The 12,779-nt window shown below is 72.0% G+C and carries 10 protein-coding genes; 5 read left to right on the top strand and 5 right to left on the bottom strand.

What is annotated here, in order from left to right:
- Positions 1–194 precede the first annotated feature (194 nt).
- From OHU34_RS43445 to OHU34_RS43425, 5 genes are all read right to left on the bottom strand, one after another.
- A complete protein-coding gene (locus tag OHU34_RS43445; RefSeq protein ID WP_405763969.1) occupies positions 195–407 on the bottom strand; it encodes a hypothetical protein in 213 nt (70 codons plus the stop codon).
- Positions 404–826, bottom strand: coding sequence for a hypothetical protein (locus OHU34_RS43440; protein WP_405763971.1), 423 nt, complete (start codon positions 824–826; stop codon positions 404–406). Before OHU34_RS43440 ends, OHU34_RS43445 begins: the two co-directional genes overlap by 4 nt.
- Positions 827–971: 145 nt before the next feature.
- Positions 972–2,264, bottom strand: a complete 1,293-nt coding sequence (locus OHU34_RS43435; protein ID WP_405763972.1) for a DUF4241 domain-containing protein — start codon at positions 2,262–2,264, stop codon at positions 972–974.
- A gap of 486 nt (positions 2,265–2,750) precedes the next feature.
- Positions 2,751–5,180 carry a Helicase associated domain protein gene (locus OHU34_RS43430; RefSeq protein ID WP_405763974.1) on the bottom strand — a complete coding sequence of 810 codons (2,430 nt, stop codon included), beginning with the start codon at positions 5,178–5,180 and terminating at the stop codon, positions 2,751–2,753.
- Positions 5,181–5,300: 120 nt separating this feature from the next.
- Positions 5,301–6,257 (bottom strand): ankyrin repeat domain-containing protein, encoded by a 957-nt coding sequence (locus tag OHU34_RS43425; RefSeq protein WP_405763976.1) that lies wholly within the window; start codon positions 6,255–6,257, stop codon positions 5,301–5,303.
- Positions 6,258–6,500: 243 nt separating this feature from the next.
- Between OHU34_RS43425 and tap the strand changes: the two genes are divergently transcribed.
- From tap to OHU34_RS43400, 5 genes are all read left to right on the top strand, one after another.
- Positions 6,501–8,729 (top strand): telomere-associated protein Tap, encoded by a 2,229-nt coding sequence (tap, locus tag OHU34_RS43420; protein WP_405763978.1) that lies wholly within the window; start codon positions 6,501–6,503, stop codon positions 8,727–8,729.
- A 14-nt stretch (positions 8,730–8,743) separates the two neighbouring features.
- Positions 8,744–9,301, top strand: a complete 558-nt coding sequence (tpg, locus tag OHU34_RS43415; RefSeq protein WP_405763980.1) for a telomere-protecting terminal protein Tpg — start codon at positions 8,744–8,746, stop codon at positions 9,299–9,301.
- A gap of 52 nt (positions 9,302–9,353) precedes the next feature.
- Positions 9,354–10,742, top strand: coding sequence for a DNA-binding protein (locus tag OHU34_RS43410; RefSeq protein ID WP_405763982.1), 1,389 nt, complete (start codon positions 9,354–9,356; stop codon positions 10,740–10,742).
- Positions 10,743–10,937: 195 nt separating this feature from the next.
- Complete coding sequence (locus tag OHU34_RS43405) at positions 10,938–12,161, top strand: hypothetical protein (protein ID WP_405763983.1); 1,224 nt, start codon at positions 10,938–10,940, stop codon at positions 12,159–12,161.
- Between the two features lie 161 nt (positions 12,162–12,322).
- A complete protein-coding gene (locus tag OHU34_RS43400) occupies positions 12,323–12,655 on the top strand; it encodes a hypothetical protein (RefSeq protein ID WP_405763985.1) in 333 nt (110 codons plus the stop codon).
- The last annotated feature ends 124 nt before the right edge of the window (positions 12,656–12,779 follow it).

The following is a 12,779-nucleotide window of genomic DNA, read 5'->3' as shown; positions in this document are numbered from 1 at the left end:
GCCAAAAAATCACGTCGCTCTGCGTCAAAGCAGGCTACGGGGGCTCCGTCAACGGTGTCAGTGCCGCTCCTGCGACGGGGTTTGGTGCCGACCTTGTGGTGGGCGGGACGGTCATGCCTCGCCGGTAGCGAGGACGCGGCCCACGTCGTGACGGGTGGCTGGACGGTGGTCGACGACCTCGCGGAGTGGCGTCCTCAGGCGGCGCGGGAGGAGGTGCTGAGCCGTTTCCAGGGGCCGGTGTAGGCGGCACCGCATCCGGTGCAGCGGGCGAGGTAGAGGGCGGAGGCGGGGGTGTGGGCGGGTGAGGGCACGACCGGGTGGGCGGTGCCCTCGATGACGGTGGTCAGGGCGGGCCAGGCGGGCAGACAGCCGCAGGCAGGCGGAGGGGGTCCGGGATGGCTGCTCATGAGGGCTCCGGCGGGGCCGGGGGGCGGGCGCGGCGGCTGTCGGGTGTGCGGCCGATCCGGCCGGCGACGGTGTGGATCTCGCTGCTGGTGTAGGCGGTGCGGATGCCGGAGGGGGTCATGCCGCCGGCCCGGGCGAGGGGTTCGAGCTTGTAGGGGCGCTCTCCGTGGAACTCCCGCCCGTAGGCGAGGAGGTGGCGGATCTCGCGGTCGGCGGCCTCGCGGGCGGCACGGGCGTTGCCGAGGGCGATCAGCAGGGGGTCTTCGCGCTGGTCGTCGTGCTGCGCTTCCAGGGCGAACGCGTAGTCGGCGCGGGCCTGTTCGGCCTCCGCGAGAGCGTCGGGGTAGAGCTCCTCCGGCGTGACGTCACCGGGCTGCGGCACAGGGACGTGGATGGCTGCAAGGTCACCGATCAAATCCATGATTACGACCATCGCAAAAAAGTACGGCCAACGCAATACCGTTTCGGGGTCAGGGAGTTGACCGTGCGGGAGGCGGCATGGGCCGAGGCCGGCGCCTGGTACGGACCGCATGGACGCCTCCATCTCGCTACCGTGTCCAGCGCACCTAGGTGGGGGTTCCGTCCCGCTCCGGGAGCAGCTCAGGCATCCCCTCCACCAGCACCACGACACCGGTCACCTCACCTGCCTCGGAACGGCCGACCCACACCGGGTAGGTACCGTCCCCGGTCGTCGCGAAGGACATGAGCTCGCCGCCGGAAGCCTCATCCCAGGTGCGCCGCATGAACATGGAACCGTCGTCGATGTCCTCGTACCCGGCCAGGTCCGGCTCCCCCCGGATCAGCCCCCGCTCGAAGAGCGCGATGAGCGGATCCCAGGACCCGGCGTCGGCGAAGCAGCCGGTGGCACCGTCGGTGTCGAAGCCGGCTATCTGCTGCTCGATGAACAGCCGGGGATCGTCGTCCGGACCGAGGGCCATCTCCCAGGTCGCTGCGGGGGTCTCGCTGACGAGCAGGCGGACGGCCATGGGTTCTCTGGTCGTTACCTCGGCGTTCCGCCACTCGCAGTGGTAGCTGAACCGGACCCGCGCCTCGTCGAGTACGTACTCCCCGGGCGGGACAGGGACCGTAATGCGCGGCCCGTCGCCGTGGTCGATGTCCGGGCCGGAGACGGCCAGCAGCCCGCTGGGGACGCGCAGGGTGCCGACCCGGTGCGGCTCCACGACGGTCATCTCAGGGTGGTACCCGTCGGTCACGCGCACCCCGGACCGGAACAACTCGTTGATCGGCCCGGGCTGCGCAGGACGCGGCGGACGCCAGCAGGTAGCGGGGGCACCTCCCTCACCAGGCTCGGCTGCCTCGGCCACCTCGGCCGCCTCGAAGGCCGGCGGCTCAACGAGCCCGTGCACCTGGGCCGAGAGCAGCGGCCACTCCCCGAAGGAGGGGCGGTCCAGCCAGCGCTCGTCGTCCCGGAGTCTGGGCGAGGTGACGTAGGAGCCCCCGCCCTGCCCCTGCCGCTTCTCCGTCCGTCGGCCCCTCCCGTCCGGGAAGAGGTCCACGGTGATGCGCGGGCACGCCTTGTCGAACTCCGCCATCTCAGGGCCTGTGTAGTACCAGCCGACGGAGTATCGACGCAGCAGCCGCGAGGGGTCGTCCAGCAGCCGCAGGTCCAGATCGTAGGTGCGGCGACCGTGGGCGTCGTAGACCCACAGCCCGACGTAGTGGTCCCGCCAGGACACCAGCCGGACTTCCAGCGGGGCCTTCCGACCCGGCTCCCGGTACACCACCACGTACGGAAGCCCGGCGGCATCCCGCTCCCGGGCCTCCTCGGCGGACATCGGCCGCCAGGGCGCACAAGCCTGCAGGTCCCACGCCTGCGCGTACCCCATCTCGACGACCATTGCCGCTCCTCTTCCCGCAACCTGCCTTGGTTCTGTGCTGAGCTGCAAGGTAACCGCTGCCTGTGACAACGGCCCTGCTGAGCGGGCGGCGGGCCGGCTCCGACGGCGAGACGGTGGTGCCGGTGATCCGGTCCATGGCCCGCTCAGCGAGTGGCGTGCCAGCGTGCTCCGTTGGGGACTGAAACACCCAGGAACTTGCCCTCAGAAGAGCGGGAGCCTACACATCGCTGGGACCGGGCACCTGGGCTCGGACGGAGGGGCCTGCGAGGTGACCGGCGAGGGCGCGGGCCTCGGCCCGGCGAGATCCGCGAGCAACTCTCCTCGTCCGCCGGCTCCCGCGCTTCCCCGCCGGGCCGCCCGCGACCCGCGCTGGAACGCGGCGTGTGCGCGCTTGAGGCCCAGCACGACGGCCAGCGCGAAGACCCCCTGCGATCGCGTCGGTGAGCAGCGGTGTGCACCCGCAGTGTGTGAAGCGAGCCGGACTGCCTACGCGACGGCGGCCGGGACAGCGTCCTCGGTCGTCCAGTCCCTGTCGAAGAGGGCGGCGACCAGGCGTGCGTCGGCATCGGGCAGTTGGCCGGCGCGGTGTTTGGTGCGGGCCTTGGCGAGCCAGGCGCCGATCTTGACGGTGTCGCCGTCGACGCGGATCGTCTCGCGGGCGGCGGGGGCGCGGCCTTCGCGGTGCAGGAAGAGTTCCAGGAGCTGGGCGGTCTGGGCGAAGGTGCGGCGGGCGCGGCGGGGCGGGGTGAGCGGGTTGCTGTCCGGAGTCAGGCTGAGGGAGGTCATGAGCTGTTGCTGGCCGGGGTGAAGAGTAAGCCAGGTGGAGAGTTGGCGGTGCAGCCAGGAGCCGATCTTCACCCCGGCCAGGAGGGTGTCCTTGGTGAGCGTGGCCGGGTCGGCGCCGGAGGCGAGGTGGGCGCGCAGCAGGTGGTATTTGCGGTGCCAGTCCGCGCCGTGCGGGAGGCGCCAGTCGGGGGCCAGTGCGGTGAGGGCGTCGGCGCGGGCAGGGTCGAGCTGTTTCGTGGTGGCGAGGTGGCGTTGTTCGGCGAGCCAGGCGCCGACGGGGGTGGTGGCGGGGGCGGCGAGGTGGCCGTGCATGCGGTGGTAGTCGGCTGCGGCGGTGAGGCGGGAGCGCCAGGCGGCGTCGTGCTTGTCCCAGATCATGCCGAGTGCGTCGAGTTCGGCGGTCCAGTCAGCTTCGAGGCGGCCGGCTTTCGCCGCGTCGCGCATGGTGGTGATGAAGGTGCCGAGTGTGTAGCCGGTGGGGTCCACGTGGTCGGCGGGGACGTCGAGGTGGCCGTACTGGTCTCGGTAGGACTGGGCGGCGGCGAGGCCGAGGCGTCGGGTGCGGGAGACGGCCGGGTCGCGGGGGTCGAAGGAGGCCAGGTCCATGGCGCGGGCGATGCGTTCGGGGTGGACGGTGAAGTCGAAGTGCCAGCGGCGTTCGATGACGTCGCTGGTCTCCCTGGGGAGGCGGTTGGCCTTGTCGGGGAGGCGTTCGAGGATGCGGTGGTCGTGGCTGGCCAGCGCGCAGGCGATCGCCCAGACGGGTTCGTAGGGAGTGGCGAGGATGTTGTCGGCTTCGGCGCCGGGCGGGATGTAGACGGGGACGATCAGGGAGGCGGTCTTGCCGGACACGTCCAGGCGCAGGGCACGGCCGAGGGCCTGGACGCAGCGGATGACGCTGCGGGTGGGGTCGGCGAAGACGATCGCGTCGACGCTGGGGATGTCGACGCCTTCGGAGATCAGGCGGGAGTTGGCGAGGATCGCGCAGTCGGCGGCGGCGAAGGCGGTGAACGTGCTCGCGCGCTGGGCGGGGGTGTGCTCGCCGTGGGCGAAGAACAGCTTCGGGGTGATGCCGGGAACGAGGCCGGGGCTGGCCTTGGTCAGCAGGCGCAGGGTGTGCGGGAGTTCGCGGGCGAAGAGGCGGGCGTCGGAGACGAGGTTGAAGTAGACGAGGACCTTCTTCAGCCCGTGTTCGGTCATGGCGCGCAGGACCGCGAGGTGCAGGGCGGTGGTGCGCAGCGCACCGTCCGCCTCACCGCTGTCGCTGCCAGGAGTGGTGGCGGAGGCGGGCAGGTTGAGGCGGTGGCGCAGGTCGGTGTCGGTGAGGGTGGGGACCACGATGCGGTAGTCCGCCGCCCGGCCGTCGGCGACGGCCTGGGCCAGCGGGTACTCGAAGACCTTCTTGCCGTAGACGGCCTCGTTGTCCATGGAGTTGGCGAACGCCTCCGCGTCCGCCCCGGCCGGGGGGCGGCGGCGGGGGCGGGTGGTGTCGGCGGACTCGGCCAGCTCGGGGGCGGCGAAGATGCGGGGGGTGGCGGTCATGTAGAGGCGGCGCTGCGCGTGGATGCGCTTGGCGTCGTTGACGGCGGCCCACTTCTTGTCGGTGCGGCCGGCGATCCGGTGTGCCTCGTCCATGATCGCCAGGTCGAACGGCGGCACTGCGTACCCGGTGTTCTGGGTTTCCTCGATCTTGTTCAGGGAGTCGTAGGTGCAGATCACCGTCAACGCGGGGATCTGGTCGTCGCCCTCCCCCACCACCGACATCAGGCCGCCCAGTGCGTGCGGGTCGGTGGTCGACATGACACGGGCGGCGACCAGGTCGTCGTGGCCGCTCGCGTCGAGGGAGGAGACGATCACCATGTGCTCGCTGTGGCCGTCGCGGCGCCAGGCCAGCGCCGTCTGGACCGCCAGGTCCAGGGTGGGCACCACGAACAGCAGCAGCCGGGCGCCGAGTTCGTCCGCCGTCCGGATGGACACCAGCGTCTTGCCGGTGCCTGTCGCCGACACGAACAGGCCCCGCGTTCCGGGGCGCCGCAGATGCCGGGCCAGCCGCTGGACGGCCTCGGCCTGGTCGGGAAAGAGCCGCGCGCGCTCGGGGCGGCCGGGGCGCGGCAGTTCCACCACAGTCATGACAGCTCTTCCTCGATCCCGAAAGGACGGCCTACGGCCTCCGGGCGGGGGCCCGGAGCCGGAAAGACGGTGCGGCCTGTCCGAGCGTGTGGCAGCACGGTGACGATGGCCTGGGTTGAGTCAGTGACTCCAGTAGTCGCGTCGGGGCAGTTCGACCCACAGGTCGGGAGGTCCGGCCACTGCGCGCCTGTCGGTCGGGCGCAGTCCTGCGAAGGCGCAGGCGTAGGCGACGGCGCTGTGCTGGTAGAGGTACGAGGCCAGCACCTCCCCGGGACTGTCGTTCTCGTGCGGTCCTCCGCCGGGGTGCAGGTCTGAGCCCTCGATGGTTCCATGACGGGCGATGGCGCCCTGGTTGCCGCTCTTGGGATTGGCGTACAGGCCGTAGCAGAGGGTGCCGGCGGACAACCGGGCCAGCACGCCCCGCATACTCGGCGCGTATCCCCAGGGCTGGGTGACGACGCAGCCGCCCGGCACCGACGTCACGCCGATGATCTGCAGGCTCTCGTCCATGTCGTACGCGTAGGGATCTTCCAGCAGCTCATCGATGTCTTCGCCGTCCACCGGTGTCGCCTGAAGACGGCGCACCGCCTCGGCCGCGTCGATGCCGGCCACGCAGGCCATGCCCGTGCCGTCGTAGTCGAATGCGCCCAGTGCCGTGGTGAGCCGATGGGCCTCCTGCGCTGCCGCCTGCTCGGTGTCGGTCAGGGATACCCCTTCCGGTACCGGGAACAGGCCCGGCGTCGGTCCGGCCAGGCTCAGCCGCCCCGGTGACCAGCCGCCGAGCGACAGTCGCCAGGGATCGGCCCCGGCAGCGGCGAGGGCTCGTGCGTTGTCCGGCTTCCTGGCCACGACGGCCTCCCACAGCGCCGTCACACCGTCCTCCAGCGCGTCCACATCAGCGACCCGGCCGGCCAGCTCCGCGACGACCTCCCGGGACCCGAACACCGCTGCGCGATGCAGCGGTCGGCCCCCGCTCCATCTCTCCGGATCAGCGCCTTCGTCGAGACGCCGGCGAATGTCGCCGACATCCGTCCAGTCCCAGCCCATGCCGGCCCAGCCGTCGCTCTGCACTGTCATCGGTTCCCCTCCCGCCATGTCGCAGGCTCTCGCACCCACACGCGCACCCGGGTCCGGCATCGGACCGACCAGCACGATCAAACGTCGATGACACGAACGCCGCGCCCAAGGTTCGCAGGCACACGGTCAGGGCACCTCCGATCGAGCACCCTACCACCCACGTACGCAAGACGTACGCGTAAACGACGCTCTCCGTACGCGATGCGTACGTTTCATGGGGTAGGGTGAGAGCGGAGGTGTCCCATGTCCGAGCTGTTCGACGCGGTCGACGCGCTGGTCGCGTCCCGCTCCCCGCTGCCGCCACCGGCGGAGCGCAAGCGGCTGCGCCAGGCCCATGCCCTGACCCTGGACGAGGTGGCCGCCGCCCTCGACGTGCGGCGGGCGACCGTCAGCGGCTGGGAGTCGGGCAAGGCCGAGCCGCGGCCGCCGGAGCGGGAGGCGTACGCACGCCTGCTCAAGCAGCTCGCGCAGCTCTATCCCGCCCCCGAAAACACCGGCGCACCGCAGGAGGACGCCCCGGTGGCGGAGACGTTCAGCGGACCGGCGCCCACAGCGGATGCGCCCGCGGGCGGGGTGCCCGAGGCTGCGGCCAGGGCCACGCCCGAGGCGTCCCCCGCCGCGGTGGGTGCTGCGGCCACCGCGCCGCGTGCGGCCCGTGCCGCCCGGCCCTCACCGGCCTCGCGCCGCCCGGGCGCGCAGAAGCCCGCTCCGGCCGCCTCTCCCGCGCCCGGCGCTGCGTACGCGCACGGTCCGCTGCTCGTCCTCGACGCGGACGCGGAGCGGCAGGTGAGCGGGTACGGCGTCGGCGGTCTGATCCTGGACGTGCCCGCCAAGTCGCTGCCCGCGCTGGTGGAGTGGACGCTGGCCGAAGCACAGCTGGGGGCGGAGAAGCTGCACAGCTCGGGCAAGGACGCCGACCCGCTGCTGGTCCTCACCGAAGCCGCGTGCGAGCGCTACGGCCTGCCCGCCGTCCTGTCGGAGTCCGAGCGGCTCGCCGGGCGGCTGCCGGAGGGGCACAAGGTCATCAGGCAGCTTGAGCGCGCGGACTGGCAGCTGACGAAGCGGGGGCTGGGGCCGTGGGCGCGGATCTACCGCCCTGCCCAGGGCGGCCGCCGGCAGTGCGTGCAGCTGTGCATCCCCTCCTGGCGTGCCCTCGACGGCCGCGCCTGGGGCCATGCCGCCCAGCTGGATCCCGCGGAACTCGCCCGGGTGCTGGGGGTGTACGCGGCCCGGGTGATGACGCCGGTCGGCTCCACCGCGGTGACGGGACTGCAGCTGATGACCACCCTCAATCCGCCGACCCGCGCGAGTGAGCCGGACGAGAACGGCAAGCGGCACCGCGAGCACCGGCCCGGCTCGCTGGGTACGGAGCCGGTGGACCCCGCGCCGTGCGAGGCGACCGACGGGCACCCCGTCCTGGCGCACCTGCCCCGCTTCCACGTGCGCGGTCCCGGCGAGAGGCTGTTCGAGGAGGCCTACGACTGGGCGCGGGATCTGACCGATGCCGAGTGCATGCAGCGGCACCTGGTCGGCCTGGATGTGAACCTCGCCTTCGGTGCGGCCGCCAACGGTGCCGTCGTCGGCCTGGCCACGCCGCCCGTGCACGTCACCGGTCCGGTCTTCGACGCGGCGGTGCCCGGCTCCTGGCTGGTCGACCTTTCCCACGTCGACCTGTCCCGGGTGAAGGTCGCCAAGCAGTGGCGCGACCTCGACGGCGCGCTGCTGCCCAGCCCGTTCACGCCGACCGGCGAACGCCCGACGGGACCGGCCTGGTACGCCACGCCCACCGTGGCGTACGCCGTCGAGCTCGGCTACGACGTCGCGCCCGTGGAGGCCTGGGTACGCCGTGAGAGCGGCCGGTTCCTGGACGGCTGGTACAAGCGGCTGCGCGATGCCTACGTCGCCACCATGGCGGACCTCGGCGTCGCGGAGAAGCTGTCCCCGGCCGAGTTCCTGGAGGCGATGGACGGCTGCAAGAGCCGTGATCCGGAGCTGGGAATCGTCGTGGACGCGGTCAAGATGACCGTGAAGGGCGGGATCGGCAAGCTGCAGGAGAAGGCGCGCGGCGGCGGCTGGAAGCCGGGGCAGGCCTGGCCCGCTCTCGCCCGCCCGACCTGGCGGCCGGACATCCGCGCCACCGTCATCTCCCGGGCCCGCATCAACATGCACCGCAAGATGCTCCACCTGGCAGCGGCCACCGGACAGTATCCGATCGCGGTCCTCTCCGACTGCGCCGTGTACGCCGCCGACGGCCCCAGCCCCCTGGACGTCCTGCCCTACGACAGCAACGGCAAGACCGTGCCGGGCAGCTTCCGCCTCGGAGTGTCACCCGGGATGGTCAAGCACGAAGGCACCCAGAGCGTGCTGTGGGGGGCGGACGTCCTCGAGCAGCTCGCCGCCGACGACAAGACCGCCAACCTCGCCCGCTACATCAAGACCGGCGAGGTCACCGCCAAGGACACCGGAGAATAGGGAGCGTTACGGCGATGGTCACGGTCGGGGAAGAACTCGACAAGGCGGTGCAGGGGGCGTTCACGCGCCCCGTTCCCAAGTCCGCAGGGGCGCAGATGCGCTACCTCGTCAAGAACCACGGCGGCCGTACGAAACCGGTCGCCGAGCTGCTCGGCATCAGCCAGCGCACCGTCGAACGGTACGTGAAGAACCAGATCAGACATCCCCGGCCGGAGCTCGCAGACCGTCTCGAGCGTGAGGTGCGCGTGCGCTGGCAGCCGCAGGTCAGGGCCAGGGCGAAGCAGGCCGCCGCCTCCGCGAACGGCATCATGATCGATGTGCAGGCGAGGTTCGGCTACACCGCCGCCGGCAACAGCACCGACCAGGCCCGGGTGCGTCACCTCACCCTCGCCCTGCACCCCCGGCACGCCGCCCGCCTTTTCGAGGCCCGCGAGGCCGGCCTGGACGAGGACGACCTCCTCCAGGTCGCCGCCGAGGTTCTGGGCGAGGTCTACTTCCGCGACAACGGCCGCCGCGCCCACGGCCTCGAAGTCGAACTCAAAGATCTCGTCGACCTCGAGTTCGAGCTGTAGACCGGTCGGGGGCGCCGGGATGGGAGAGCAGGAACGGATGCCGGGGAGAGTTGTGGCAGCAGGGGTGTTACGGACGGTGCCGCTGGCCGGGGAGCTGACCTCGTCACTGATCAGCCGGGCCGCAGACCGCTACGGTCTGCCGACCGCCGGTGTGCTGCGGCTGTGGACGTGCCGCAACTCCCCCGCCCGCAACGGCGGCGGCCGTGTGCGGGCCGACGCGGAAATCGTGCTCAACGAAGCCGGGCGGGCGGTGCTCGCCGAGCTGTGCGGGGCGGAGGCGGCGGTGCTGGCGCGCGCTCTGCCCGCCTTCCCCGTGGACGACCCCAAGATCAGCAGCGGCCGGGAGGCCGGCCTGGCGCAGGCGCGGTGGCGGGCGGCGGGCGCGGTGGCGGGTGAGGCGGCATTCGCCTGCCGGTCGTGCACCGCGCGGCGCACCGGGCAGACGGTGCGGGCGGTGCGGTATCTGCCGCGCTGGCAGCGGGTGTGTGCCCGGCACGGGCGGTGGCTGCTGGACGCGGACGCCGACCAGCCCTTGGAGCACCTGGATCTGCGCGCCGTGCCCGAGGTGGCGGCCGCGCAGCGGCGGTGGCCGGGCGTGGCGCGGCGTGCGGTGCGGGCCGGGGTGGAGCCGGAAGCGGTGTTCACGGTGGCGCATGCGGTGGTGGCCCGCTGGTGGGAGGGGGCCCTGCACTGGGAGCAGGAGGAGATCTGGCCATACCGTCTGGACCAGTTGGCGGGCGGTGACGCGGGATCACGGCTTGGGTGGTGGCGGATCCTGGGCCGGGACGCGGCGATCTTCCCGGAGGTGGTGGCCGTGGCACAGGCGCTGCTGGATCCGGCCATGGCCGAGCTGGTGTGGAGGGACAGCGGCGCCGGGCGGCCGCGGCCGCTGCCCGCTGACGGGGCGTTCTGCCGTCGGCTGGGCGAGCGGGTGGGACGTAACTGGCTGGGGCCGCTGTCGGCGGTGGACTACGGCGGGCCTCTGCTCGCCTGGATGGGCGCTGTCATCCGTCGGCGGCGCGGTGAAGGCGGGCCGCCCGGCTGGAGGGGGGATCCGTGGCGGCTGCCGCGGGAACAGCAGCCCGCCACGATGGCCGGCGGGTTGCGCGTCATGGCGGCCGAGGCGCATTCGGGTGGCTCGGGGACCCGGTGGCGGACCACCGTGTCCGCCGAACAGCGCTTCCACATAGCCCAGTTGGTGAAGGAGGCCGGTGAGCAGCTGGTGGAGTTGCGCGGCGTGCACAGCGGCACCACCGCCGAGGTGGCCCGCACCCTGCTGGAGCACCTCAGTGAGAGTGCCGCCCTGATCGAGAAGGCCCTCGTGCACACCGCCACGGCGGCCGTCACCGCCGGGGTGTCGCTTCAGGAAGTTGCCCAGTGGTCGCGCCTGCCCGCCCAGGAACTGGCAGACATTGTGGCCGCAGGCCAGGACGGCGGCTGAGGCGCCTGGTGTCCGGTGTGGCGGGCCTGCCACTGCACGGCGCAGCCCGGCCCGCAGGGGCTCGGGCCGTTTTCGCCTCCCGGGCCCGGATGTGCGTGCGCGGTGCCGTTTCGGGAAGACCGGCCGCGCCTGGCCACTACGCTGTTGCGGAGCAGCGGCAGGCGGCGGGGCGAGGACAGGCACAGAGGGAGCACGTTGAGCAGTCGACCGGGCCCGGCGGCAGCGGGGGCGGACCTTGCCCAGCTGGCGCTCACCTTCCACCACACCCACCAGTTGCTGGACCCTGCCGCGCAGGGGGTGCAGGACTGGGAAGTGCGCATCACCGTGGCCGGCACGCAGGTGGGGAGCCTCACGGCCGTGCGCGGTCTGTACTGGAAGTCCGACAATCTGCGCGAGCGGATGGCCGACGAGCAGTCGTTCCCGGCTCTGGTGGCCGAGCAGCTTCTGGACGACGAGGGCCATTTCACAGCCGAGTTCGAGGAGTTCATCGAGTCGGCCTCCAGCGTCCTCGTCGTTGACGGGCTGCACCTGGATGAGGCCTTCGCTGATCCGCTGGTCGTCGCCGTGGTGGTGGCCGCCGTTATCGACCGGCTGACGGACAACTACTTCGCCGTGGTCCTGCCGGGCAAGAACGCCTGCACGGATGCGGGTTCCGCTCTGCTCGCCGAGGCCGGCACGCTGCTGAGCGCCCAGGCGTTCTCCGACGAGCTGCAGATCATCGACAACGCTCTGGCCGCTCCCGAAGAGGCCGCGCAGCGCGTGCGCGGCCGTCTGCGTTCCCTCGCCCGTCACGGCGGAGCGCCGGCGTGGGACGAAGACGATGCGGACGACGGCTGGGACGAGGACGGCGAGGAGGACGAGGAGCTCACCGCGCGCACCGCTGCGGTGCTGCGGGCGGCGCTCGATGAGCTGTCCGCGCACGTCTGGCAGGACGTCGCCGCCGTGGGCGATACGCCGCTTGGGCGGGGCCAGGGCCGTGTACTGGGCTCGCTGCCGCCCATCACCTTTCACCAGGACCACCAGTGGCGGCGGCAGATGGCCCGCTGCTTCGACGACCTCGCCGCCGACCTCGCCCAGGACGGCACCGTGCGCCCGCGCTGCACCGGCGAGGAGATGGCGCTTCACCTGGGCATCGACCGGGCCAAGTCGCTGACGCGGAACCGGCCGCGTCTGGTCGCGGAGACGGTGGCAGGCCTGGATGAGGACCCCCGGGACTTCGACTGGGACTGGTGTTTGACCGTCCTGTTCGAGGACCACGACGTGCTGATGCTGTTCGACGCCTCCCTGGACGGGATCGAGGACAGCGGCAACGAGATCAACCAGGCCCTCGGACTTGCCAACCTGGCCGCCGCCCAGTGGTTCGTGCCCTTCCGCCCCAGCCAGGCCCGCGACCCCGACCGCGGCTTTGGCCGCTCCTGACCCCGGCCTTCGCCGCCAGACCTCTAGCCCAGGCGGTCCACAGGAGCACGTCGACGGGGGCCGCCTCGGCAGACCGGCTACGGCTCCGGTTCATCCGGGGGCGGGTTGGGGAGAGCTACGCTCGGGCTGCTGATGCGTCTGGGCGGGGAAAGCGGGGACACGTGGCCAAACGCGATGTGTGGGTACGTGTCGGGGACGACCTGGTGCGCGGCGACACCGTCGTGGGCGTCACCGTGAGCGATCCGCGCTACCACCACGAGACGTTCAAGATCATGCTGAAGGTCACGGGACACCGCGATCACCTGTGGCTCGACTCCGGTGTCCGCGACGACGACCGGGGTGGCGGGCGTGAGCAGGTCAACGCGCTCGCGGATGCCTTCGTCGACACGCTCGCGCGCGGTGCGGCGATGCCGTCCGGCGCCCTGATCCGGCTCGGTCCGGACGAGGACGAGGACGAGGACGACTCAGGATGGGTGCTGTCGTCTCTGGGATAGCGGCGAAGGGATCCGTCTTGCCCATACCCCGCGGCCCGAGGACGGGAAAGTGCAGGGGTGTGCACTGACAGCGGCGCGTCCGGATGTCATCCTGGCCCCGCACTTGACCCCAACGACCTTACGA

Origin of the sequence: Streptomyces sp. NBC_00080 (genome assembly GCF_045041255.1) — a bacterium.
In the GTDB taxonomy this organism is placed as follows: Bacteria; Actinomycetota; Actinomycetes; order Streptomycetales; family Streptomycetaceae; genus Streptomyces; species Streptomyces coriariae.
Note: the sequence above shows the minus strand (reverse complement) of the source record. Positions and strands in the feature narration are given on the sequence as shown.